Raw genomic sequence first — 23,985 nt, forward strand, 5'->3', positions numbered from 1 at the left:
GGGGGCCCTACGGTGTAAAACGCACTCCCTGCGGACGACGTTATCGTAGCAGGGAATGAGTATATCAAAAACTTTTTACTCCGGCGTAAAACGGCGTAAATGTTGAACAGTGGCAAGCCAGGCTGCCAGCCAGCCAATCATCGACGAGACCAACAGCAGCAGCAGGCATTCGTCAAAGCCCAACCCGCTGATATCAAACTTAGTCCCGAACACCTGCGCCACTTCCGTTACCGCCGAAGACAGGCGCATCACCAGAATCTCCGACAGGATCAGCGACAGGAACGCACCGCTAAAGCCCAGCAGCGCACCGCCATACAGGAACGGACGCAGAATAAAGCCGTCGGTTGCCCCGATAAGCTTCTGCACGTTGATAGTGTCGCGGCGGGCAAAGATGCTCAGACGCACCGAGTTACCTATGACAAGGAACACCGCGGCGACCATCAGAATCCCGATCATCGCCGCCACGCGCCCGACCAGCCCGGTCAGCGCCGCCAGACGAGCAAACCAGCTGTCGTCCATACGCACTTCATCAACGCCGTGAATCTTCGCCACGCGGTCACGCAGCGTATTCAGGTGATCCGTGCTCTGGAAATCCAGTTTAGGGTTCACCACGGCCACGGCGGGCAGCGGGTTCTCTTCCAGCATATCCAGCGCGCCACCAAACCCCGACCAGTTACGGAACTCGCCCAGCGCTTCTTCGCGGGAGAGGTAGTTAACTTTATCCACGCCCTCCTCCGCCTGAATAGCGCCCACCACCTGCTGCGCGGCGTTATCGTCCAGTGCCTTATCGAGATAAACGGTGATTTGCGGGGACGGATAATATTGCGTCGCCGCCTGGTTCACGTTCTTGTAAACCATGTAGCAGACGCTCGGCAGCGTCAGGGAAATGGCAATCACCATTACCGTCAGGAAGGTCGCCAGCGGCTTGCTCTTCAGATCCTGAAGCGCCCCTTCCCAGGCATAGCGGAACTGCTCATTCACGCCGCCTTTCAGGGATTTGCTTTTGGACTGCGGCCCTTTGCCACGTTTTTTCACCGAACGGCCAAGGTCACCCAACTTATTCAGTTGGTTGATTTTATCCAGCTTGTTACTGAAGCGCTTGATATGGTTGAGCGCACTGTGTTTATTCACCTGCCAGGCCTCCATGCAAATGGCCGTCGCTGAGGGTCAACATACGGTAATTGCGACGCGAGATAAGCCCCATGTCGTGGGTCGCCATCAGTACCGTCACGCCCACGCGGTTAAACTCTTCGAACAGGCGCAGAATACCTTCCGACAGCGCATCATCAAGGTTCCCGGTCGGTTCATCCGCCAGCAGCACAGCCGGCTTGTTTACCACGGCGCGAGCGATGCCCACGCGCTGCTGTTCACCGCCGGAGAGTTGGATAGGAAAGTTCTTCGCTTTGTCCAGCAGGCCGACCTTATCTAATGCCGCAGACACGCGGCGGCGGATGTCTTCGCCGCTGGCACCCGCGATGATCAGCGGGATGGCCACGTTGTCGTACACGGTTCTGTCCATCAGCAGATGGTGATCCTGGAAGATCATCCCAATCTGACGACGCAGGAACGGCACTTCACGGCTCTTCAGGCGGCTAATGTCATGGCCGCTGAAAAAAATCTTCCCATCGCTGGGCCGTTCGATACCGCAGATAAGCTTGAGCAGAGTACTCTTCCCTGCGCCAGAATGGCCGGTCAGAAAGGCCATCTCGCCCGGTTGCATATGGAAGGTGACTCCCTGCAACGCTTGTCTCCCACCGAGATAGGCTTTACTGACGTGTTCAAAGCGAATCATTGTTAATCCTCTCGGGCAAAAAGTGCCTCTATAAAGTCGCCCGCATTAAACGGTCGTAAATCAGAAATTTGTTCGCCGACGCCAATGTAGCGAATCGGAATGCCGAACTGGTCTGCCACAGAGAAGATTACGCCACCCTTGGCGGTACCATCCAGTTTGGTCAGGGTGATGCCCGTCAGCCCCACCGCTTCGTGGAACAGTTTAGCCTGGCTTATGGCATTCTGACCGGTGCTGGCGTCGATGGTGAGCATAACCTCATGCGGGGCATCTTCGTCCAGCTTTTTCATAACCCTGACAATTTTCTTCAATTCTTCCATCAGGTGCGATTTATTCTGCAAACGCCCTGCGGTATCGGCAATCAACACATCAATGTTACGCGCCTTCGCCGCCTGGATAGCATCGAAGATAACCGAAGCAGAATCCGCGCCGGTGTGCTGGGCCACAACTGGAATATTGTTGCGCTGGCCCCAAACCTGAAGCTGCTCAACCGCTGCCGCACGGAAGGTATCACCCGCCGCCAGCATCACGGATTTACCCTGCTGCTCGAACTGGCGCGCCAGCTTGCCGATAGTGGTGGTTTTACCCACGCCGTTAACGCCCACCATCAGGATAACAAACGGCGTTTTGCCTTCCACATTCAGCGGCTCGTCCACTTTGGCGAGGATTTCGCTCATCTCTTCTTTCAGCAAGCCGTACAGCGCTTCCGCATCGCGAAGCTGCTTACGGCTTGCGCCTTCGGTCAGGTTGGCGATGATTTTCCGGGTTGTCTCAACCCCAACGTCGGCAATCAGCAGCTGCTCTTCCAGCTCTTCAAACAGATCATCATCGATTTTCTTGCCGCGGAACAGACTGATAAATCCGGAACCAAGATTTTGTTTAGTTTTGACCAGGCTACGCTTCAGGCGAGCGAAGAAGCCTTCTTTAGTCGGCTTTTCCTGCTCTTGCAGCACGGCAACCGGAGCAGCCTCTTCGACAGACTCTTCTTCCGGCTCCTCATCAACAGCTTCTTCAGCCACGGCTTCATCTTCAACGGCAGCTTCGTGCGCGAACAACGCTTCGGCTTGAGCCACTTCTTCGTTGACGATTTCGTCCTGCTCGGCCTGCCATTCGTCAGGCTGTTCTACATTTTCGGCAATCTCTTCCGGCAGCGGCAGTGTTTCATGCTCCACGGCAGCAACCGGCTGCTTGATAACTTCCGGCTCCGCAACAACAGCCGCAGGTTCAATCACCTCAGGCTCGACAACGGCCTCAGGTTCAACAGCGGGTTCCGGCTCAATAACCGCCGCAGGTTCTGGTTCAACAACCGGTTCAGGCGCGATAACCGCCACAGGTTCTGGTTCAGCCACGACCTCTGGCTCAACGATCGCTTCCGGCTCAGGAATAATTTCCAGCTCGGCAGCCAGCGCTTTTTCTTCCACTTCTTCTACGAGCTGGGCGTTAACCTCCACGACCTGCTCAGCAAACTTTTCGGACTCCTCCAGTGAGTGCTCACTAACTAAATCCTGCTGTTCCTGCTCGGCAGCCTCAGACTGCTGAGGTTCATCCTGCGCGAGGGGCTGCTCAGTAACCGGTTGTTCTTCTATTACTTTTTGTTCTGCTTCGACGTCCGGCTGCTGCTCTTTCTGGCCAAATCCCAGCCAGGAAAAAAAGCCACGTTTTTTCTCTTTCGCCATTTGCGACTACACTCCTCGCTGTTTATTCATGGCACAGACCCGATTCTGCTTGCCACGGGCATAAAAAATAGTGCGTTAGTCTATCACTTTCCCGGCGCGGCATCACGCCAGTGGATTAAGGTTTCCTGGCCGGGCGAGCGCCGCTAGAATAACCGCAAAATTTAGCATCGCAGTGAGAGCAATGAAGAAACCCCAATCCTCTGGTTCCGGCCAGATCCGCATCATCGGCGGCCAATGGCGCGGCCGAAAACTCCCGGTTCCGGACAGCCCCGGCCTGCGCCCGACGACAGACCGCGTGCGCGAAACACTTTTTAACTGGCTGGCCCCGTCCATGGTAGATGCTCATTGCCTCGACTGTTTTGCCGGTAGCGGTGCGCTCGGGCTGGAGGCGCTCTCTCGCTATGCCGCCAGCGCGACGCTGATTGAAATGGATCGCGCAGTCTCCCAGCAATTGCAAAAGAACCTCGCGACCTTAAAAGCCAGCAATGGCAAAGTGCTCAACGCTAATACGTTAAATGTGCTCGCGCAGCCCGGCACACAGCACAACGTCGTCTTTGTCGACCCGCCGTTCCGTAAGGGGTTGCTGGATGAAACGCTCAGCCTGCTCGAGAAAAACGGCTGGCTGGCGGATGACGCGCTAATCTACGTAGAAAGTGAAGTGGAAAATGGTTTACCCGCGGTGCCTGCCAGTTGGGCGCTGCACCGTGAAAAAGTCGCCGGTCAGGTGGCTTATCGCCTGTTTATTCGTGAAGCTCAAGGAGCCGCATAATGCCGATTCTGATTAACTTTGGCCGCCTGCTGATGCTTTGCGTCTGGGGCTTTCTGATCTTTAACCTGGTTCACCCTTATCCGCGCCCGCTGAACATTTTCGTTAACGTCGCGCTGATCTTCATGGTGATTATGCACGGCCTGCAGCTCAGCCTGCTGAAAGCCACCCAGCCGAAAGACGGCCCGGCGCTTGCCCGCGGTGAACAGGTTAAGATCTTTGTGTTTGGCGTGTTTGAGCTGCTGGTCTGGCAGAAAAAGCTGCGTCAGGGCAAGTGAGTCTCTTCGGGGACGAAGCTGACAAAGCGCGTCCCCTTGTAACTCAACGTCCCCTTATCTCCCACCGTCACTGCATGGTATTCCGCCGCTTCAACTCGCATTTTCATTTCCATCCCGCCGCTCTGTGGCGCAAACCAAACCTCATAGCGGATAGAGTCCTCCGGCGGCGTCACTTCCCGCTGGCGCGAACGTCGGTCGTTGGAGGGTTTTTCACGTTTGGTTGCCACCACCACTTTTTTTACGCTGAGCGGCGCGGCATCGTTTTCGATATTCTGGCGGCGCTGTTGAAAATAGCGAAAAGAGGCGGCGACTACGATGACCACGACGATGGCGATAATAAAAACTGGAGGCTTGCTCATGGCTTTTTCTCTAATTGTCAGACACTTTTCAGCATAACCCTGGCGCCGCGCCGTTGTCATCTGCGCCGCTTAGCCACTAGACTGAACGGTGTTACGCCAACAATTAAAATAAGGATATGCCATGCTTTGGTCATTTATTGCTGTTGCGTTATCGGCCTGGATTTACATTGATGCATCCTGGCGCGGCTCCACCTGGCAGCGCTGGCTTTTCAAGCCACTCACCCTGCTACTCCTGCTACTGTTGGCCTGGCAGGCACCGATGTTTGAAGCGACGGGCTACCTGATTGTGGCGGGTCTGCTGGCAACGCTGGTCGGCGATGCGCTCACGCTATTGCCCACTCAACGTCTGCTATATGCCGTGGGGGCATTCTTCCTTTCACATCTGCTGTACACCATCTATTTTGCCAGCCAGATGAGTCTAGCCATTTTCTGGCCATTACCGCTGGCACTGCTGATTATTGGCGCATTGCTGGTCGCGACTATCTGGACACGGCTGGAAGCGCTACGCGTGCCTATTTTGACGTTTATCGGCATGACGCTGGTGATGGTCTGGCTGGCCGCCGAGCTTTACTTCTTCCGCCCGACGGACCCAAGTTTCTCCGGGTTTGTGGGGGCCAGCCTGCTGCTGTTGGGCAACATTGTCTGGCTGGTCAGCCACTATCGTCACCGCTTCAGAGGCGACAGCGCCATTGCCGCCGCCTGCTACTTCGCCGGGCACTTTATGATTGTTCGCGCCCTGTATATCTGAGATTAACGCCTGTCTTCCGCCAGGGAGGCAGGTTCCAGCCTGCGGGTTTTGCCGTAGATAATGGTCAACACCGCAGGCACCGTAAACGCCACCGCGATAGCAATCACCTCGTAAATCATCTTCGATTCCGGCCCGCTAAACAGCCCCAGTTCGAATACGTTCAGCACCGGCAGGAAGCTGTAGGTTTTCACGCCCAGGAGGCCGGTAATTCCGCCGCCCAGCGCGGCGCCAATGCAGCCAAATACAAACAGCATGCGGTATTTCAGGTTCACGCCGTACAGCGCCGGTTCGGTAATGCCGAAGAAGGCGGAGAGAGAAGCGGAAATCGCAATCTGCTTATCTTTCAGGTTACGGGCAATAAAGATGGCACCAAATACCGCCCCAAACTGCCCCATTACCGCCGACATAAACATCGCCATAATGGTGTCGTAGCCGTTGACCTGAATGTTAATCAGCGCCAGCGGAATAATGCCCCAGTGCACGCCAAACACCACAAACAGCTGCCCAATCCCCGCTAGCAGCGCGCCGGAAATCACCGGGCTGAGGTTGTACAGCCAGGCATAGCCGTTGGCGATGCCGACACCAACATAGTCAGCCACCGGACCAATCACGGTAAACACCACAAAGCCGCTGATGATCAACGACAAACACGGCACGAACACCAGCGCGGCAATCTCCGGGATCACCTTTTTCAGCCAGCGCTCGACGTGGCTCAGGAACAGCACGGCAAACACCGCAGGGATCACCGCCCCGCCGTAGATTTTCACATTCAGCGCCAGGCCCATAACGTGGAAGGCACCGGGCACGCTGGCATCCGTCAGCGGGAAAATCATCGCCGCCGTCAGCGCCAGGGCACTAAATTTATTGGCCTTAAAGCGCTCCGCAGCCGTCACCGCGATAAACAGCGGCAGCATGACGAAAACGCCGCTGGAAAGTGCATTGAACACGGTGAACACATACGAATGGGTATCCACCAGGTTCATTGTTTGCAGCAAAACCACAATCCCTTTCACCACGCCCACGCCCGCCAGCACGCCGATGTAAGGCGTGAAGATAGCGGAAAGCGTGGCCAGCAGGCGGTTAATCATCGAGCCCTGCGGCGCAGACTCGGCTTCTGAGGACGGTTCCCCCATCTGCGCAGTGATAGCCAGAAAGACTTTTTCAACTTTTGGCCCAATCACAATCTGGAATTGCCCCGGGTTTTCAACCAGTTTGACTACCTCCGGCAGCTTATAAAGCGCGTCTTTATTGATCTTACTTTTATCTTTAATAGTAAAACGCAAACGGGTTGCGCAGTGGGTAAGATGCTCTATATTTTCTGCCTCGCCGACGTGCTGAATTATCTGTCGGGCAAGTTGACTGAAGGTAGCCATAATCATTCCTCAGTAGCAAGGTAGGGACGTTATTATTGTGTAGGGAACACTGTTTTTCAGGCGTAATCGCCCGGCTTCGTTTTACTTTTTACGGATACACCAAAATCGGTAAAGATCCGCTGCGGTAGATTATTACCCTTTGCCTCGGCAATATGGTGCGCCAATATCTGGAACGGGATAACCATAATCAGCGGGGCAATAAACGCATCAACATCGGCTTTAACCGCCAGCGTGCGCGGATCGTTGTCCTCACCTAATTTGATGGTGTACACGTAGTCGGTATATTTCTGCTCATAGGCTTTCAGCAGCAATAAACGTTCGCGAGCCACGCCCGGCGTATCAATAAAGAACATTCTATGGTTGCCGTTCACTTCGAAATAAGGCCCATGCATAAACGCTTCCAGTTCAACGCCCTGGGACGGCACGCGAATTGTCTCGGCGAACTTGGTTTCCATCTCTTTGATAACGCCAACGCTCGGCCCGTAGCCAATCGAAGTGAAGCGCGGAGAAGCGGCCAGTTCGGCCTGCCATTTGCTGAAGAAAGCTTCGGTGTCGGCAATTACGCCCGGAATTGATTTCACCGCAACGTCCAGCTTATGCAGCTCAGCCGCTTCCTGTTCGGCGCTGATCTTCCCGCTGCGGCGAGCGGCAAATACACCCAGCAGCATAAATTTCAGGATCGTAGCAACGTACCCTTTGGTGACGTAGCCGACGCGTTCTTCACCAATTTCGATATCGATAACGTGATCCACGGCTCGGGCAAGTTCGCTCCCGATTTTGCTGGTGATGCCCAGCGTTTTGACCGAATGAGTCTGCCGAATATGCTGGATAGCGTTGATGGTCGATGTACTTTCCCCGCTCTGGGAAACGCCTATCACCAAATCCGTGGTGTCACTGAATTTTTCGTAATGCTGAAAGTGGAACGGCTCTTCGACGGTGACACGAATGTCCGCCAGTTTTTCCACGTAGTATTTCGCGCTTTTGATCGCATTAATGCTGGAGCCCGTGGCCAGCACCAGCCACTCTTTCTGCCCACCGAGCACCGGAAGATCGGACGGATAGCGAGACAACATGGCGCTTAACGTCGCCTGCTCTTCATGGATGTAGGTCATCATTGTCGGTTTCATCAGCTCTCCTGTAATCAAAACCTGAAAACGTTTTCAGGTTTTAGGCTAGAGGAGTCCGATAAGGCTTGTCAACGCCAGATCGCGCAACTGTTAACGGGATCAAAAAATAACGTGAGGGGAAGAAACGGGCGGATGACTGGAAAAGAGATCCGCCGTTGAAAACTAACAGGATTCGCCGTTCAGTAGTGTAAGAGGAATTTTTTCCACCGCAATACCGGCAGAATTTTCATTCAATATCGCCATTAACCTTGCCATCACCTCTTTGCCAATCAAAGCATTCTGGTGATCAACGGTGGTAATGCGCGGAATAAAGTATTCGCTACCTGGGAAATATTCACAGCTCACTATGGCGATATTATCTGGCACAGAGAGATTGTGATCTTTTAGTGCCCGGATCGCGCCTTTGGCGACATGATCGTTAATTGCCACAATCGCATCCGGCAAGCCTTCATTCGTTGAAATCAGTGTTTCAATTGCCTCGTAGCCATGCTGTAAATAAAAATTATTCAGTACGACGAAACTATTTTCTACCGGTAAATTCGCAGCTTCCAGTTCGGCACGGAATACCGCTTCCCGCTCACGAGTAATATACACATTCTTCGATCCGCCGATAAAACCAATGCGCCGATAACCTTTTTCAATCAGGTGCCGAGTGGCTAAGCGCACGCAGCCCGCCTGATCGCGTTCAACGCAGGCATATTCCACCCCCGGCAGTTGGCGCCCGACGACCACAACCGGCACGCTAGCGATCAGCTTTTTCAGCTCCTGGAGGTAGGTTTCGCCGATATCGTTGTAGTCGATATTGCCGCCGAGAATGATCACGCCGTCTATCTGGCTGTCGGTAATGGAATTAAAAATATGTTCTTCGGGCACGACCGGCGCTTCGCGGGAGGCTTTGTTCGCCGATTGGGTGTCGTACAGCGTGACCTTGTAGCCCAGCCGCAAACTTTCGTGCTCAATCTGCGCCACCAGCATCACAAAGTAAGGGTTACTGATATCGGAAACGACAATGGCCAGCGTCTGGGTTTTCTTAGAAATCATCCCACGCGCCAGCAGATTCGGGCTGAAGTTATGCTCCTGAATTACTTTTTCAACCCGGCTACGCGTTTTATCCGCCACCCAGCTGTTTTTGTTCAGCACCCGGGAGACAGTGGCGATAGACACCTGAGCCAGCTCCGCAATATCCTTGATTGTCAGTGGTTTTTTCATCAATTCATTCTCATCCCGACCTGCGGATAATACTAGGGGAAGCACCGCGGGGAAGCAAAGGCCAATCCTTAAAACTGCCGCCGGCCAGTCAGAAACATCGGGCGATAAAAAAAGACGCTTGACTCTGGAGTTGACTCCAGAGAGTAACATCGGTAATGAGAAAATTATCATTACCGGAGGGCGCCATGCTCAACACACCTCAAGACGGCAAAAAGCCACCGCAGTTTGCGTTTGCCAAACTAAGCCCGCTGCAGGCGGAAGGCCCCTCCTGCTGCGCCGATGACGCCTGCTCTGCACAAAAACCAGAGCCAGAAATTGCCGACAACGGCAGCCGCTACAGCTGGCACGTCGCGGGGATGGACTGCGCGGCCTGCGCACGCAAAGTGGAAAATGCGGTGAAACAGGTGGGCGATGTGCAGCAAGTTCAGGTGGTGTTTTCGACTGAAAAACTGCTGGTCAGCGCCTCAAGAGACATCCGCAGCGACGTTGAAAAAGCGGTCAAGGCGGCAGGCTACACGCTGAACGACGCCAGCGCACCGAAGCAGGAAAAAAGCAGCAACCTGCAAGAGAACCTGCCGCTGATCCTGCTTATCGTCCTGATGGTGATCAGCTGGGGGCTTGAGCAATTCAACCATCCGCTCGGCAACCTGGCGTTTATCGCCACCACGCTGGTTGGCTTGTGGCCGATAGCGCGCCAGGCCGTGCGTCTGATTCGCAGCGGCAACTGGTTCGCCATTGAAACGCTGATGAGCGTCGCCGCAATCGGCGCACTGTTTATCGGCGCCACCGCCGAGGCGGCGATGGTTCTGCTGCTGTTCCTCATCGGCGAACGCCTCGAGTCCTATGCCGCCAGCCGTGCACGCCGCGGGGTAAGCGCCTTGATGGCACTAAAGCCGGACGTCGCTATTCGCCTCCGGGACGGCGCGCGCGAAACCGTCGCTCAGGCAGATCTTCGCCCCGGCGACGTGATTGAAGTCGCCGCCGGGGGCCGCCTGCCCGCCGACGGACGCCTGCTCAGCGGTTTTGCCAGTTTCGACGAAAGTGCCCTAACCGGGGAATCCGTGCCGGTAGAGCGCCAGCAGGGCGAAAAAGTCGCCGCAGGCAGCACCAGCGTGGATCGCCTTGTTCAGTTGGAGGTGATTTCCGAGCCCGGCGACAGCGCCATCGACCGTATTTTGCGGCTGATTGAAGAAGCCGAAGAACGCCGCGCGCCTATCGAACGCTTTATCGATCGCTTTAGCCGGATTTACACGCCGATCATCATGCTGCTCGCGCTGCTGACCGCCATCATCCCGCCACTGTTCTTCGGCCAGGGCTGGGAACCGTGGATCTATAAAGGCCTGACGCTGCTGCTGATCGGCTGCCCATGCGCGCTGGTTATCTCCACGCCTGCGGCCATTACTTCCGGTCTTGCCGCCGCCGCTCGCCGCGGTGCGTTGATTAAAGGCGGGGCCGCGCTGGAACGTCTCGGCCAAATTCAGCAGGTTGCGTTTGATAAAACCGGCACTCTGACGGCAGGCAAACCTCAGGTTACGGCGATTGCGGTGGAAGAAGGAACAGAAGAAGACCAGCTTCTGGCGCTCGCCGCGGCGGTTGAACAAGGCTCCACCCACCCGCTGGCGCAGGCCATTGTCAACGCGGCGCAACAGCGCAACTTGCCTCCTGTCGCCGCAGAAAACCACCGCGCGCTCGCCGGGGTTGGCGTAGAAGCCAGCATTCAGGGCGAAACGCTGCTGCTCAGTTCCCCGTCCAAACTTGACGGCCAGACACTCAGCGAAACCTGGCAAAGACGTATCGCGAAGCAGGAAGAAGAGGGCCAGACGGTGATCGTGGTGCTGCGTTCAGGGCAGCTGCTGGGCACCATCGCCATGCGCGATACCCTGCGCAGCGATGCCCGTGAAGCGGTTGCGGCACTCCACCAGCTCGGGATTCAGGGCGTGATGCTGACGGGAGATAACCCACGTGCGGCAGCGGCAATAGCCAATGAACTGGGCATTGATTACCGTGCCAGCCTGCTGCCGGCAGACAAAGTGGCGGCGGTGAACAAACTCAATGCCACCGCGCCGCTGGCGATGGTCGGCGACGGCATCAACGATGCTCCGGCGATGAAAGCGGCCACCATCGGCATCGCGATGGGTAGCGGTACCGACGTCGCGCTGGAAACGGCAGATGCCGCGCTGACCCACAACCGCCTGACCGAACTGGCAGGTATGGTGCGACTTGCCAGAGCGACCCACAACAACATTCGTCAGAACGTGACGATTGCGTTGGGGCTGAAGGGGATTTTCCTCGTCACCACCCTGCTCGGCCTGACCGGCCTGTGGCTGGCGGTGCTGGCAGACTCAGGCGCTACCGCACTGGTCACGGCGAACGCCATTCGCCTGCTGCGGAAGAAATAGTTTTCGAGGCAGCTTCCGGTTTTTTACTCCACAAGCAAGGGCAAGGATGCCTCTGTGTAAAAATGAACCCCCGCCCATAAGTTGACTGATTGGCAACTTATGGGCATATTAATTGCCAATCAGTCAACTTCAGGATGAAGTGATGCATCTGATTACGCTTAAGGCGCTTGTGGAAGCCGGTCAAAAATTCCCAGACATAAGCAGGAACTGCAAATCCTTGGCAAAGTGCTGGAAAAAGGCTTTTTCCCAACGGCGGAATCACTTAAGCGGGTTTATCCCACGCTGGATAACTTTAAATATCTCGATAAACAATACGTCATCAACATAGCCGGAAATGAACTCAGGCTGATTGCGCTTATCTTTTTTACCAGCCAGAAGTTCTACATCCGCCACATAATGACGCACAGCGAATACATGCGATTTACTGAAAAACACCGGGGAAAGAAGCGATGATTGCGGATGCACTGAAGGCCACTGAAGCCTTAAAAACAGCAGTTCCGCTGCTGGCGGGCAGCACCTGCGAAAAAGATTATCTGGCTGCGCTGGAGCTAGTCGAATATCTGCTCATCAATGACCCAGAAAGTCCCCTGGTTGAGATTCTCAGTAGTAAGATCCAGGCTTGGGAAAACGCGCAGCCGGACGTGCAGGCATTTCGCGAGGAAATGCAGGCCATACCTGCCGGGATAGCCATACTGAAAACCCTGATGGAGCATCACCATTTAAAACAGAGCGATTTTCAGCAAGAAATTGGCAGCAAGTCGATGGTCTCCCGCATTCTCAGCGGTGAACGCCAGCTAACCACCGACCACATCCGCAAACTGTCCCGGCGATTTGGCATATCACCCGCTCTCTTTTTCTGAGCAGCGGATTAGCCTGGGGAGAGAATTAATGGCTCTTACGCAGCAAATAACGGTAAGGCAGCGCATCGGTTTCGCTGGCGACCAGCTCGTGCTCCATAAAGCGGCAGAAACCGGGAATATCGCGCGTGGTGGCCGGGTCATCGGCTATCACCAGCAGCGTTTCGCCGACGGGCATATTGCGCACGGTTTTGCGCACCATCATCACCGGCTCCGGGCAGCGCAGGCCAAGAGCATCCAACGTGTGGTCAGGGGTTGCGAACAAATCGGTCATAGCACTCTCAGGTCGTCAAAAACCGCGCTAGTTTACGCCGGGTAAAATCTGGCGCAAGCCGCGTGAACGATTGCGTTAAAATTAACCATTGCATTGAGAAACTAAAGCAGTATCATCCCCGCGCTTTACATTTTTGACTGGGTTCCCTCACCCCACTACTAAAAAGGCTACAACATGATGCAGTTCAGCTCTCGCCAGCGCACTAATGCGCTGTTTTGGCTATCGCTTTTTCATTTGCTGGTGATCACCTCCAGTAACTATCTGGTTCAGCTTCCGGTCTCCGTCTTCGGGTTTCATACCACCTGGGGTGCCTTCAGCTTCCCGTTTATTTTCCTCGCGACTGACCTCACGGTGCGTATTTTTGGCGCTCCGCTGGCGCGGCGGATTATTTTCGCGGTGATGATCCCGGCGCTGGTGATTTCCTACGGCATCTCCTCGCTGTTTTACATGGGAAGCTGGCAGGGCTTTGAAGCGTTAATGCACTTCAACCTGTTTGTTGCCCGTATCGCGGTTGCCAGCTTCATGGCTTACGCGCTCGGCCAGATTCTGGACGTGCACGTCTTTAACCGCCTGCGCCAGAATCACTGTTGGTGGCTGGCGCCTACGGTGTCCACGCTGTTCGGTAACGTGAGCGATACGCTGTCGTTCTTCTTTATCGCCTTCTGGCGCAGCCCGGACGCCTTTATGGCCCAGCACTGGGTGGAAATCGCCGTGGTCGATTACTGCTTCAAAGTCCTTATCAGCCTGATTTTCTTCCTGCCGATGTACGGCGTTCTGCTGAATATGCTGTTGAAACGCCTCGCAGATAAATCTGAAATCTCCGCGCTGCAGCCTGGTTAAACGCGGGCTGAATATCTTGTGTTAAGATGCAGGGATTGGCCTTTTGGCTTGCTAACGGAAAGGAAGAACGCGATGCGCAAACTGGTAAAATATGTCGGTATTGGCCTGCTGGTAGTGGGTCTTGCCGCCTGTGATAATAACGACAGCAAAACCGCCACCACCGGCGCGCCGGAAGCCAGCAGCGCCAGCGGTCAGCCAGTTGAACTGCTGGACGGCAAACTGAGCTTTGCCCTGCCAGCGGACATGAGCGATCAGAGCGGCAAGGTGGGCACCCAGTCCAACAACATGCACGTTTATTCTGACGCAACCGGCCAGAAAGCGGTGATCGTGATTGTCAGCGACAACCCGACTAGCGACCTTGCCACGCTGGCAAAAGGCCTCGAAGAGCAGCAGCGCGCGCGCGACCCGCAGCTTCAGGTGGTGACCAACAAATCCATCGAGATTAAAGGCCACACCCTGCAGCAACTGGACAGCGTGATCTCCGCCAAAGGGCAGACCGCGTACTCCTCCATCATTATTGGCAAAGTGGACGATAAACTGCTGACCATGCAGATCACGCTGCCTGCGGATAACCAGCAGCTGGCGCAGACCAACGCGGAAAACATCATCAACACCATCGTCATTAAGTAATCGCTGCGCGCTACATCAATGGCTCCGCCTTCGCGGGGCCATTTTTTTCCTTCATTTTCAGACAGACTGCCGCCGTCGCCCGGCCTGGAAGCACTACACTAAAAGCACCTTTTCCCGATCGGACCTCTGCATGACAGCCCCACAACCTGATAAGACCGGCCTGCATATTTTGCTTAAACTCGCGGCCCTGGTGATTATTCTCGCCGGTATTCACGCCGCAGCCGACATCATTGTTCAGCTATTGCTGGCCGTATTTTTCGCCATTGTGCTCAACCCGCTGGTGACCTGGTTTATGCGCCGCGGCCTAAGCCGCCCGCTGGCAATTGCCATAGTGGTGCTGGTCATGCTGGTGATGCTCACTTTGCTGGTCGGCGTGCTGGCAACGTCGATGAATGACTTCATGGAACAAATGCCGCAGTTCAACAAACTGCTGACGCAGAAAGTGCGTGAAATCGAACATGCGATGCCGTTTTTGCACCTGCCGCTGTCGCCGGAACGCCTGCTGCAAAAGCTGGACTCCGACAAGCTGATGACCTTTGCCACAACGCTGATGACCGGGCTTTCCGGAGCGATGGCCAGCGTTATTCTGCTGGCGATGACGGTGATTTTTATGCTGTTTGAGGTGCGCCATGTGCCTTATAAACTCCGTTTTGCGCTGGCCAACCCTAAGCTGCATATCGCCGGCATGCACCGCGCCCTAAAAGGCGTTACCCACTACCTGGCGCTGAAGACCTTTATCAGTTTATTGACCGGCATCGTTATCTGGCTGGGGCTAAAGCTGCTGGGCGTGCAATTTGCGCTGATGTGGGGCGTGCTGGGCTTCTTGCTCAACTACATTCCCAACATTGGGTCGGTGATCTCCGCCGTGCCGCCGATGATTCAGGCTCTGCTGCTCAACGGCACCTATGAAATGCTGATGGTCGGGGCGCTGTTCCTGGTAGTGCATATGGTGCTGGGCAATATTCTGGAGCCGCGCATGATGGGGCGTGGACTGGGGATGTCGACTTTTGTCGTATTTCTCTCCCTGCTCTTCTGGGGCTGGCTGCTCGGCCCTGTCGGCATGCTGCTCTCGGTGCCGCTCACCAGCGTTTGTAAAATCCTCATGGAATCCACCCAGGGCGGGGCAAAACTGGCGATCCTGCTGGGTCCCGGCAGGCCGAAAAAACGTCTGCCGGGATAATCCGGTTACGTTTTATCGCGCCCGGCGAGGCTGGCTAACATCGCCTCGCCAATGGCCACTTCACCTTTTGCCATCAGCCCCTGCGCGGCCCCGGCCTGATCTTCACGCTTTTTGTTCTGCCCGAGCTTGGTCTTGCCGACCAGCGAGGCCAGCGGGATTTCTATCCCGACAATCGCTTTAAGCATGGAGTCGATAAACGCCGGGGGCGCATCGCTTACCTGCCATGGGAGATCGCTCTGCGCTTCCTGCTGTCGCGTCAGACTAGTTATCTGCCGCAGGATAAAGTCAGCATCGTCCCGCACCGCAATCCTCCCCCGCGCCTGCACGGTCTGGTAGTTCCAGGTTGGCACCTCCTTGTGGTGCTCCTGCTTGCCCGGATACCAGCTCGGGGAGATATAGCCTTGCGCGCCACGGAACACCACCAGCACGTCCTGATCGGGCTGAACGCCTCGCCACAACGGGTTCGCGCGGGCGATATGTGCCCGAAGAGTACCGAATTCCCCCTCATCAGGGCAAAGCTCAAAGGGGATATCAAAAGCTTCCAGCACACCTTCAATCTGTACGACCAGCAGGCCCAGGGGATTAGCCTGAATCAGCCGCTGCAGCACAGTAATATCGTGTTCCTGAAAAGGGCGAGGAATATACATGGGCAAACCTTCATTCGCGGTAATTTTGCCCAGCATATGCCCAAAGTGGTTTATGATTAAGGACCAGATAATAGCAATATGACCGAGCCACAATTCATGTCACGTAAAGCCCGAGCCGTAGATATTCCCGCCATTGGCGAGCTTGACCGCCGCAGCGGGCAGCTCAGTTTGCAGCTAGCCAAAGCGCTGAAAAACGCCATTCACAAAGGTGAGCTAAAAAGCGGCGACCTACTGCCTTCCACCCGCGTATTGTCGGGCGCTCTTAGCGTGGCACGCGGCACCGTGCTGGAGGCGTTCGAACAGTTGGTTGCGGAAGGATTTCTGGAGTCGAAACACGGCTCCGGCACCCGCGTGGCCTACGCCCCGGAAAGCCCACAGCCCGAACCAGCGGCTCGTTCAGCGGCAGTCATCCCGCTTTCTGCCCAGGCTCAGGCCTTTGCCAGAGTGGGCGAGCAGCTAAAAACGCTGGCGCCGAAGCCGTTTGCCGTCTCCGTGCCGGTTGGCGACACGGCCCCGGACGACGTGTGGCGCAGGCTAGGCAACCGCATTCGGGCGCGGGGCGCCGGTGCCCCGTCGGGCTATGCCGACCCGCAAGGCGTTCTGGTTCTGCGCGAGGCTATCTGTGAATACGTCAGAAAATCACGTTCGGTGCGCTGTACCCCGGAGCAGGTCATCATTACCTCCGGCAACCAGCACGGCCTGTACCTGACGCTGCAAATCCTGTTGGAGGCTGGCGATGCCGTCTGGATGGAAGAGCCGGGCTACCCGGGGGCGACCTCGCTGTTTGAGACCATGTTTCGCGACCGCAACATGGTCAGAGTCACCGTGGACGACGAAGGGCTGGACGTTGAGCTGGGGAAAAAGCTGGCCCCCAACGCCCGCGCTGCGTTTGTCACGCCCTCGCACCAATATCCGTTAGGCATGCCGCTCAGCATGTCGCGCCGAGCCGCATTGCTGGAATGGGCGCAGGCCAACCAGGCCTGGATCATTGAAGACGACTACGACAGCGAGATGCGCTATGCGGGCCACCCGTTCCCGGCGCTGCAGGGCCTGGGGCCGGAGAACGTTATCTATCTCGGCACCTTCAGCAAAATCCTCTTCCCGTCGCTGCGCCTCGGCTACGCCGTGGTCCCTAAGCAGCTGGTTTCCGCCTTCTGCGGGGCGCGAATTCTGATGGACAGGCAGCCGCCGGGGGCCGACCAACACGTGCTGGCGAGCTTTATTTCAGAAGGGCATCTCGACCGCCACCTGCGCAAAATGCGTGGTGTTTATGCCGAAAAACGCCGCGTGTTAATGGTGGCAGTAGAACAATACATTTCCCCAGACGTGGCCTGGCTGCAGCCCTGCGACCAGGGCATGCACATGGTGCTCTGGCTGCGCCATGGCCTGGACGACCATCAGGTTGTGGAGCGGGCAATGCAGGCCGGAATCGCCGTTCGCGCGGTGTCGCACATGTTTACGCCTGAAAAACAGAAGTCCGGCATTCTGCTGGGCCTCGGCGGCTACAGCGACGAAGAGATCGTTCGCGCCGTGCAGCGTCTGAATGAAGTGCTATGCTCAAGTGCATCCCTGATTACGCCATAAACCTGGCAGGAGCCTGATTATGCTGACCTATTTAGATAAAGATGAACCTGAAGAAAGCGCCACCCCCGCCAACGCGTCAGGGCTGATGCAGCAAAAAATGCTGGATTCCCGCTCGATTATTATCTCCGGTGAAATCACTCAGGCGATCACCAAAGAGGTGGTTGCCCAGCTTTTGCTGCTGCAAAGCATCAACGACAAACCCATTAAGCTGTACCTCAACAGCCAGGGCGGCCACGTTGAGGCGGCGGACACCATTCATGACGTGATCAAATTCATCAAGCCGGAAGTCCATATCATCGGTACCGGCTGGGTTGCCAGCGCCGGGATCACCATCTTCCTCGCGGCAGACAAAAAACACCGCTATTCGCTGCCAAACACGCGCTTTATGATCCACCAGCCGCTGGGCGGCGTGCGCGGCCAGGCCACGGACATTGAGATCGAAGCCAGAGAGATCATTCGCATGCACGATCGCGTGAACAAGATGATCGCCGAGGCCACCGGCCAGCCGCTGGAGAAGGTGAAGCAGGATACCGATCGCAACTACTGGATGTCGCCGAAAGAAGCCATCGACTACGGCATTGTCGGCAAAGTCATTACCAGCTTCTCCGAGCTGAATATCGACTAACGCCTGAGAAACCGCCTTCACCGGCGGTTTTTCTTTCTAGCGAGAAAAGCGCTTAGCGCCGAACACGCAAACCAGCACGCCAAGCATCACGGCGATCATCGACGTATGCACTTCTTCATGAAGCAGCAGCCCGGCAAGCAACAGGCCAAAGAAGGGCTGCAGCAATTGAAGCTGTCCGACAGCGGCAATCCCGCCCAGCGCCAGGCCGCGATACCAGAAAATAAACCCTATCCACATGCTGAACAGCGACACGTAACCGAGCGCGAGCCATGCCTGAGGGCTGATGGCGGCTCCCGCAGCCGGAACGGTAAAAACAGCAGCCAGGGCGCTAAGCGGCAAAGAAATCACTAACGCCCACGAAATCACCTGCCAGTCGCCCAACCGCCGGGTCAACACCGCCCCTTCGGCATAGCCCAGCCCGCACAGCGCAATCGCCCCCAGCATCAACGCATCGCCCTGCCAGCCGCTGACCGAACAGTGGCTTAGCGCAAAACCCGCCACCAGCGCAGCACCCGCCAGAGAAAACAGCCAAAAAGCTGCTTTTGGCCTTTCTCCTCCTCGCAACACGCCAAAACAGGCTGTCGCCAGTGGCAGCAAGCCGATGTAGACCAGCGAGTGTGCCGAGGTCGTGTGCTGCAAAGCCAGGGCCGTTAGCAGCGGGAACCCCAGCACCACGCCGATAGCCACCAGCCCGAGTGGCAACCAGTCTTCTCGCTGCGGCCGTGGCTGCCGCAAAATCAGCAGCGCTCCGGCCGCCAGCAGCGCCGCAAGCGTGGCCCGTATTGCCGTCAGAAAAAGAGGATCAAGCTCCAGCACCGCAACGCGCGTGGCTGGCAGCGAGCCGCTAAAAATAAGCATCCCCAAAAAGCCGCTGATCCAGCCTCGGGTTTGCGGGTGAGCTGTCGGCTGATTTAGCGGCAACGTGCTTTTGTTGTGCATAACGGCTCCAGGCCTTCAAATTGGCTTTCCATTCTGCGCAATCGCCACCCGGCAAACAGATCCACAATGAACAAGAATCACCAGGCCAGCAAAAAAACCATCCACCAAAGAAGAAAATCTATCTCGCCAGTCAAGATTAAGTCATTTGTTAACCCTCACGCTGATTCACATAATGCGCCAACACGGAGAGGCAAGCGGCAGCCTTTTTCTTCTTCGTTCTGCCGCCTGTTCCTCCTTCATTTCCGCTCGTGCAACGGCATGAGCCACACAAAAAGAGGCAGTGAACCATGGCTTATTTGCAAATCACCCTTGATATCAGCGCGCAGAATCGCGCCGCAGCCGCGGGCGTTTACCAGCAGTACAAAGCAGCTTTCCTGACCACCATCGACGGTGCAGTCTCCAAAGAACTGCTGATCCGCGAGCAGGACGTCCAGGTGCTGCACGGCTTTAACACCGCCGCCCAGGCCGAAGCCTATCTGGATTCTGAATTGTTTATCCGCGACGTGGTTGAAGCACTGAAGCCATTCCTGAATGCCGCCCCGGAAGTCCGCATTTATAACGTCGCCTGAGATTAACTGAAGAGGTTTATATGTTGCTGAACTGGAATGAACATCGCGAAGAATTACTGGGTGTGGTGGGTGATTACGCGAAGCTGCAGCCGGAGTTTATGAAAGGGCTGATGAAGATGGACGCGGGCGCTTCCGCCATGGGCCACCTGGACGCCAAAACCCACGAGCTGATTGCGCTGGCGGTGGCGATCACCACCCGCTGCGACGGCTGCCTGTCGGTGCACGTTAAAGCCGCCGCAAAACACGGCGCAACCCGGGAAGAGATTGCCGAAGCGCTGGCGGTCGCCATTTCTCTGAACACCGGGGCGGCACTGACCTATACCGCTCACGCCCTGGACGCGTTCGACGCGCTGCCAAAAGCCTGAGCCTAGGCGGCATCCTTTCTGAGGGTGCCGTTTTTTTTCACCGGAGAAAGCAAATGACCTACAAAGCGATGCAGGCCAGCGGCAACGGCAGCCTGGAGCTTGTCGAACGCCCCATACCTGAACCTGGCGCAGGCGAAGTGCTGATAAAAATAGAAGCCTGCGGCATCTGTGGTGCTGACGGCGGCGTTATCGACGGCACGGAAAAAAACGTGGCTTACCCGCGTGTGCCGGGGCATGAAGTTGTCGGCACGCTGATGAAACTCGGCAGCGGCGTACCGTCTGGACTGCGTGTTGGGCAGCGGGTTGGCGTCGGCAGACTTGGCGGGCACTGCAATGAATGCGATTCCTGCCGTCGCGGCGAGTTCACGCTTTGCAGCCATCAACCGGTCGTCGGCAGTTCGCAGGACGGTGGCTATGCCGAAATGATGCTGGCGAAAGCGACCGGCCTTGTGGCAATCCCGGATGCGCTAAGCGCAGTGGCCGCCGCGCCGCTGCTTTGTGCCGGAATAGCCACCTTTAACGCGGTGCGTAAATCAGGCGCTCAGCCCGGCGACAGCATCGCGATCCTCGGCATTGGCGGCTTAGGCCACCTTGCCGTGCAATATGCCGCCAAAATGGGCTTCCGGGTTATCGCCATCGGGCGCGGAGGCGATAAAGCACCTGCCGCGCTGGCGCTGGGTGCCAGCGATTATCTCGACAGCAGCCTGGGCAATCCTGCCGAAGCGCTGAAAAAGCTCGGCGGCGTAAAAGCGATCGTCACCACGGTCACGGACAATGCTATCGCGTCCTCTCTGTTGCCCGCCCTGCAACCCAAAGGCAAGCTGATGGTGCTCGGGGTCGGCCAGCAGCCGCTCATGCTTTCTCCGGGTATGCTGGTTGGCCGGGAGCTGTCCGTCGAAGGTTCACTGACCGGCACGCCGTATGAAACGGAAAGCGCCCTGCGTTTTAGCCTGCTGAACAACGTGCGACCGATGACGGAAATATTCCCGCTGGCGCAGGCCAACGAAGCATGGCAAAAAATGAAGTCCGGCAAGGCACGATTCCGCATAGTGCTGACGATGGAAAACTAGCAGCCAGTTTTTAATTAAAAAATTTTCTGCCTGATTTTCAGTCTCGCGTGACCTCTCTGAAGCAGTACTTCTTGTGACTCACCTTCAGGGATACATCATGACGATAAAAAATAACGGAAAGGCTACGGCCATTTCCGACGCGAGCCAACCTGCACAGCTCCCTCGCGCCCCGCTTGCGTCTGGCATCGCCTTATCCGGCCTGCTGGCGCTGGCCGCCGGTTTACCCACGTTTTCCTGGGCGGCAGAAGCCACCTCAGCCACCAGCCAGGCATTTTCCGTGCCTGCCGGGCCTTTGAGCGGCGCTCTGCAAACGCTGGCGAATGACGCCAACGTAATGCTGGTCTTCACCCCGGATCAAACGTCAAATAAAACGACCTCCGGTCTCAAAGGGACTTATTCCGTACAAAGCGCGTTTGATCATCTGCTGGCGGGCAGCGGCCTGAAAGCCGTGCGCGACGGCAATAGCTATCGGCTTGTTTCTCTGCCGACAGCCCCCGGCGAGACCGCGCCGATTCTTGTGCCGGAGCTTTCCGTGCTCAGCGGCCTGGATGATAGCGTCGTGGCCGGGCGCTCAACGCTGAAAAAAGAGAATATCGAGCGCATTCAGGCCGATAACGTCGCCGCCCTGCTGGATAAGCTGCCGGGTGTCTCTTCCGCGGGTTCACCGCGTCCGGGCGGGCAAAGCCTGAATATCTGGGGCATGGGCGGCATGGAAGACATCAAAGTGACGCTGGACGGCGCGCCCAAAGGGTTTGAGAAGTATCGCCAGGGCTCGGTATTTATCGAGCCAGAGCTCATCAAACAGATCGACGTCGATAAGGGTCCGTTTAACCTCGCCAACGGCAACGGTGGCTTCGGCGGCAGCATTAAAATCGTCACCAAAGACGCGGCCGACCTCTTACAGCCCGGTGAAAACTTTGGCGGTATGCTGAAGTACGGTTTCCACACCAACGACAACCAGAATATTTACAGCGGCGCGCTGTACGGCAGAACGCCGGAAGGCTTTGCCGACGGCATGCTCTACGCCAGCAAACGAGACGGCGGCAATATTACCCGCCCGGACGGCACGCACTTTGATTATTCCGCTAACCGGCAGGGGACCTGGCTTGCCAAAACCAATCTCTACCTGACCGACGCACAGACGCTGACGCTTTCAGCCATGCATTCGGAATCCACCGGCTGGCAGCCCTTCGCCGCCAAGCGGGACGACATCGCCGCCCCGAGTCAGGCGGATGTCAACAAATACGGGTTAGACGAAGCCTGGCGCAGGAAGCTGGTGTACCGCAACCAGACCGACGAAAACTACTCCGTGAAGTGGAACCTGGCCCCGGCGGACAAGCCCTGGCTGGATTTGACGCTGAATTACGCATACTCCAAAACCAAACAGCATGATACCCGCCCCGACTCCGCCGGAGCCTCCAGCTTCCTGGGCTCGCTCGGCAATGAGAGCTGGGTGGATTACAAAGACAATCTGGTGGAGGTCAGCAACAAGAGCCGCTTCAGTACCGGGCCGGTGGATCACCTGCTGGAAATCGGCGCAAGCTGGCATAAAAACCAACGCGATGCGCTGATGTACTATCCGGGCTACAAGAAAAACGCCGCCTACAACTACGGCTACTTCCAGCCGTATTACATGCCCGCCGGAGAGCAGCAAACGCGCGGCCTGTATCTGCAGGACAGCATGACGCTCGGCAGCGTTACCGTGACGCCGGGCGTGCGCTACGACAGCGTCACCAACACCGGCGAGCCAAACATCGCCCGGATGTACAACAGCAGCGATCCTAAAGTCGGCCACGACTACAGCAGCAAAAGCTACCACGGCTTTACGCCTGCACTTGGGCTGGTCTGGAAGGCCACGCCGAATGTATCGCTGTTTGCCGATGTGACCCGCACGTGGCGAGCGCCGACCATTGATGAGCAGTACACCGTGCAGTACGCGCTGTCTAACGTGTCCGGCTCCAGCCGCGACCTGAAAGTGGAAACCATCAACAGCGTTCGCGGCGGGATGATCCTGAACTTCAACAATCTGCTGGCGGACGACGACAGCGTACAGATTCGTACCACGCTATTCCGCAACCGCGGCAAAGACGAAATCTTCTACCGCCGCGGCGTGCTGTGCGAGGCGCAGTCGGTGAAAAGTGGCGCTAACTGCGGTTCTCCGCTGTCGAACTACCGCAACCTGCCGGGCTACACCATCCAGGGCCTGGAGATTGAATCGTTTTACGACAGCCGCCGTATCTTCGGCAGCTTCTCCTTCTCCACCATCCGTGGGCAGCGTGACGCTTCCCCGCGCGACCCGTGGGGCAACCAAACCTGGATCGCAGAAATTCCGCCGGTCACCGCCCACACCACGCTGGGCGTAAAAGCCCCGGAGTGGAACATGACGTTCGGCTGGACCATGGACATGGTGCGTAAACAGGACCGCTCCCCGCAGGATGGCGACCCGTTAGCGGGCATCTGGGCGCTGCCAAAAACCAGCGGCTACGCGCTGCAGGGCCTGTTTGCCTCCTGGCAGCCGGAGCAGGTGAAAGGCATGGAAGCCCGCATTGCCGTCGACAACTTGTTTAACACTGACTACTACCCGTATCTGGGTGAATCCGTGTCCGGTATTGGCCGCAACTTCAAACTGAGCATTTCACAGAAGTTCTAAGACCTTACCCGCAGCGCCAGCCCTGGCGCTG

At 56.6% G+C, this 23,985-nt stretch carries 24 protein-coding genes and 1 pseudogene; 15 read left to right on the forward strand and 10 right to left on the reverse strand.

Annotated features, from left to right (window positions below; all coding sequences use genetic code 11):
• Positions 1 to 75 precede the first annotated feature (75 nt).
• From ftsX to ftsY, 3 genes are read right to left on the reverse strand one after another with little or no spacing between them, the layout of a single operon-like run.
• Positions 76 to 1,131, reverse strand: coding sequence for a permease-like cell division protein FtsX (gene ftsX / locus LH23_RS04030; protein WP_008458575.1), 1,056 nt, complete (start codon positions 1,129 to 1,131; stop codon positions 76 to 78).
• A complete protein-coding gene (gene ftsE / locus LH23_RS04035; protein WP_039288597.1) occupies positions 1,124 to 1,792 on the reverse strand; it encodes a cell division ATP-binding protein FtsE in 669 nt (222 codons plus the stop codon). The genes ftsX and ftsE overlap by 8 nt, the downstream gene beginning before the upstream one ends.
• Positions 1,793 to 1,794: 2 nt before the next feature.
• Entirely contained in the window at positions 1,795 to 3,465 is a 1,671-nt protein-coding gene (ftsY, locus tag LH23_RS04040) for a signal recognition particle-docking protein FtsY (RefSeq protein ID WP_039288602.1), read from the reverse strand.
• A gap of 181 nt (positions 3,466 to 3,646) precedes the next feature.
• Between ftsY and rsmD the strand changes: the two genes are divergently transcribed.
• The gene (rsmD, locus tag LH23_RS04045) at positions 3,647 to 4,234 is read left to right on the forward strand and encodes a 16S rRNA (guanine(966)-N(2))-methyltransferase (RefSeq protein ID WP_039288607.1); all 588 of its coding nucleotides are present in this window, start codon (positions 3,647 to 3,649) and stop codon (positions 4,232 to 4,234) included.
• Between the two features lie 5 nt (positions 4,235 to 4,239).
• Positions 4,240 to 4,509, forward strand: a complete 270-nt coding sequence (locus LH23_RS04050; protein ID WP_156108082.1) for a DUF1145 family protein — start codon at positions 4,240 to 4,242, stop codon at positions 4,507 to 4,509.
• Here LH23_RS04050 and LH23_RS04055 read toward each other — a convergent pair.
• Complete coding sequence (locus LH23_RS04055) at positions 4,497 to 4,868, reverse strand: DUF2500 domain-containing protein (RefSeq protein WP_039288616.1); 372 nt, start codon at positions 4,866 to 4,868, stop codon at positions 4,497 to 4,499. The genes LH23_RS04050 and LH23_RS04055 overlap by 13 nt on opposite strands.
• A 121-nt stretch (positions 4,869 to 4,989) precedes the next feature.
• Here LH23_RS04055 and LH23_RS04060 point away from each other — a divergent pair, with 121 nt between their 5' ends.
• Positions 4,990 to 5,616, forward strand: coding sequence for a lysoplasmalogenase (locus LH23_RS04060; RefSeq protein WP_039288621.1), 627 nt, complete (start codon positions 4,990 to 4,992; stop codon positions 5,614 to 5,616).
• Positions 5,617 to 5,618: 2 nt separating this feature from the next.
• Here LH23_RS04060 and LH23_RS04065 read toward each other — a convergent pair whose 3' ends face one another.
• The 3 genes from LH23_RS04065 to LH23_RS04075 form a co-directional block, all read right to left on the reverse strand.
• Complete coding sequence (locus LH23_RS04065; protein ID WP_231560169.1) at positions 5,619 to 6,989, reverse strand: PTS transporter subunit EIIC; 1,371 nt, start codon at positions 6,987 to 6,989, stop codon at positions 5,619 to 5,621.
• A 56-nt stretch (positions 6,990 to 7,045) separates the two neighbouring features.
• Entirely contained in the window at positions 7,046 to 8,116 is a 1,071-nt protein-coding gene (locus LH23_RS04070) for an SIS domain-containing protein (RefSeq protein WP_039288625.1), read from the reverse strand.
• A 162-nt stretch (positions 8,117 to 8,278) separates the two neighbouring features.
• Entirely contained in the window at positions 8,279 to 9,325 is a 1,047-nt protein-coding gene (locus LH23_RS04075; protein WP_039288628.1) for a LacI family DNA-binding transcriptional regulator, read from the reverse strand.
• A gap of 185 nt (positions 9,326 to 9,510) precedes the next feature.
• On the opposite strand from LH23_RS04075, the gene zntA reads away from it, so the two are divergent.
• The 3 genes and pseudogenes from zntA to LH23_RS04090 all read left to right on the forward strand — a co-directional run bounded on the left by zntA (position 9,511) and on the right by LH23_RS04090 (position 12,584).
• Positions 9,511 to 11,724 (forward strand): Zn(II)/Cd(II)/Pb(II) translocating P-type ATPase ZntA, encoded by a 2,214-nt coding sequence (gene zntA / locus LH23_RS04080; RefSeq protein WP_039288632.1) that lies wholly within the window; start codon positions 9,511 to 9,513, stop codon positions 11,722 to 11,724.
• Positions 11,725 to 11,866: 142 nt separating this feature from the next.
• A pseudogene (locus LH23_RS04085) lies at positions 11,867 to 12,177 on the forward strand (type II toxin-antitoxin system HigB family toxin).
• Complete coding sequence (locus LH23_RS04090) at positions 12,174 to 12,584, forward strand: helix-turn-helix domain-containing protein (protein WP_039288644.1); 411 nt, start codon at positions 12,174 to 12,176, stop codon at positions 12,582 to 12,584. The pseudogene LH23_RS04085 and the gene LH23_RS04090 overlap by 4 nt, the downstream one beginning before the upstream one ends.
• A gap of 25 nt (positions 12,585 to 12,609) precedes the next feature.
• On the opposite strand, the gene tusA is transcribed toward LH23_RS04090, so the two are convergent.
• Positions 12,610 to 12,855, reverse strand: a complete 246-nt coding sequence (gene tusA / locus LH23_RS04095) for a sulfurtransferase TusA (protein ID WP_008458604.1) — start codon at positions 12,853 to 12,855, stop codon at positions 12,610 to 12,612.
• Positions 12,856 to 13,029: 174 nt separating this feature from the next.
• Here tusA and LH23_RS04100 point away from each other — a divergent pair, with 174 nt between their 5' ends.
• From LH23_RS04100 to LH23_RS04110, 3 genes are all read left to right on the forward strand, one after another.
• Entirely contained in the window at positions 13,030 to 13,695 is a 666-nt protein-coding gene (locus tag LH23_RS04100; protein WP_039288646.1) for a 7-cyano-7-deazaguanine/7-aminomethyl-7-deazaguanine transporter, read from the forward strand.
• A gap of 72 nt (positions 13,696 to 13,767) precedes the next feature.
• A complete protein-coding gene (locus LH23_RS04105; RefSeq protein WP_008458608.1) occupies positions 13,768 to 14,325 on the forward strand; it encodes a DcrB family lipoprotein in 558 nt (185 codons plus the stop codon).
• 130 nt (positions 14,326 to 14,455) lie between these two features.
• Positions 14,456 to 15,505: an AI-2E family transporter gene (locus LH23_RS04110; RefSeq protein ID WP_039288651.1), complete on the forward strand. Its 1,050-nt coding sequence runs from the start codon at positions 14,456 to 14,458 to the stop codon at positions 15,503 to 15,505.
• Between the two features lie 5 nt (positions 15,506 to 15,510).
• Here the strand turns inward: LH23_RS04110 and LH23_RS04115 are convergent, their stop codons facing one another.
• Positions 15,511 to 16,152: an FMN-binding negative transcriptional regulator gene (locus LH23_RS04115; protein WP_039288655.1), complete on the reverse strand. Its 642-nt coding sequence runs from the start codon at positions 16,150 to 16,152 to the stop codon at positions 15,511 to 15,513.
• A 96-nt stretch (positions 16,153 to 16,248) separates the two neighbouring features.
• Between LH23_RS04115 and LH23_RS04120 the strand changes: the two genes are divergently transcribed.
• Together LH23_RS04120 and LH23_RS04125 are read left to right on the forward strand one after the other, a co-directional pair.
• Positions 16,249 to 17,736 carry a PLP-dependent aminotransferase family protein gene (locus LH23_RS04120; RefSeq protein ID WP_039296362.1) on the forward strand — a complete coding sequence of 496 codons (1,488 nt, stop codon included), beginning with the start codon at positions 16,249 to 16,251 and terminating at the stop codon, positions 17,734 to 17,736.
• A 19-nt stretch (positions 17,737 to 17,755) separates the two neighbouring features.
• On the forward strand, positions 17,756 to 18,361 hold the full coding sequence (locus tag LH23_RS04125) for an ATP-dependent Clp protease proteolytic subunit (RefSeq protein WP_039288659.1): 606 nt from the start codon (positions 17,756 to 17,758) through the stop codon (positions 18,359 to 18,361).
• 36 nt (positions 18,362 to 18,397) lie between these two features.
• On the opposite strand, the gene LH23_RS04130 is transcribed toward LH23_RS04125, so the two are convergent.
• Entirely contained in the window at positions 18,398 to 19,300 is a 903-nt protein-coding gene (locus LH23_RS04130) for a DMT family transporter (RefSeq protein WP_039288663.1), read from the reverse strand.
• Between the two features lie 287 nt (positions 19,301 to 19,587).
• Between LH23_RS04130 and LH23_RS04135 the strand changes: the two genes are divergently transcribed.
• The 4 genes from LH23_RS04135 to LH23_RS04150 all read left to right on the forward strand — a co-directional run bounded on the left by LH23_RS04135 (position 19,588) and on the right by LH23_RS04150 (position 23,954).
• Entirely contained in the window at positions 19,588 to 19,869 is a 282-nt protein-coding gene (locus tag LH23_RS04135) for a hypothetical protein (protein ID WP_039288669.1), read from the forward strand.
• Positions 19,870 to 19,889: 20 nt separating this feature from the next.
• On the forward strand, positions 19,890 to 20,234 hold the full coding sequence (locus LH23_RS04140) for a carboxymuconolactone decarboxylase family protein (protein ID WP_008458624.1): 345 nt from the start codon (positions 19,890 to 19,892) through the stop codon (positions 20,232 to 20,234).
• A 53-nt stretch (positions 20,235 to 20,287) separates the two neighbouring features.
• Positions 20,288 to 21,304, forward strand: coding sequence for an alcohol dehydrogenase (locus tag LH23_RS04145; RefSeq protein WP_039288673.1), 1,017 nt, complete (start codon positions 20,288 to 20,290; stop codon positions 21,302 to 21,304).
• A 97-nt stretch (positions 21,305 to 21,401) separates the two neighbouring features.
• Positions 21,402 to 23,954: a TonB-dependent receptor gene (locus tag LH23_RS04150; RefSeq protein ID WP_039288679.1), complete on the forward strand. Its 2,553-nt coding sequence runs from the start codon at positions 21,402 to 21,404 to the stop codon at positions 23,952 to 23,954.
• Positions 23,955 to 23,985 lie beyond the last annotated feature (31 nt).

Source organism: Cedecea neteri (assembly GCF_000758305.1).
GTDB classification, from domain to species: domain Bacteria; phylum Pseudomonadota; class Gammaproteobacteria; order Enterobacterales; family Enterobacteriaceae; genus Cedecea; species Cedecea neteri_C.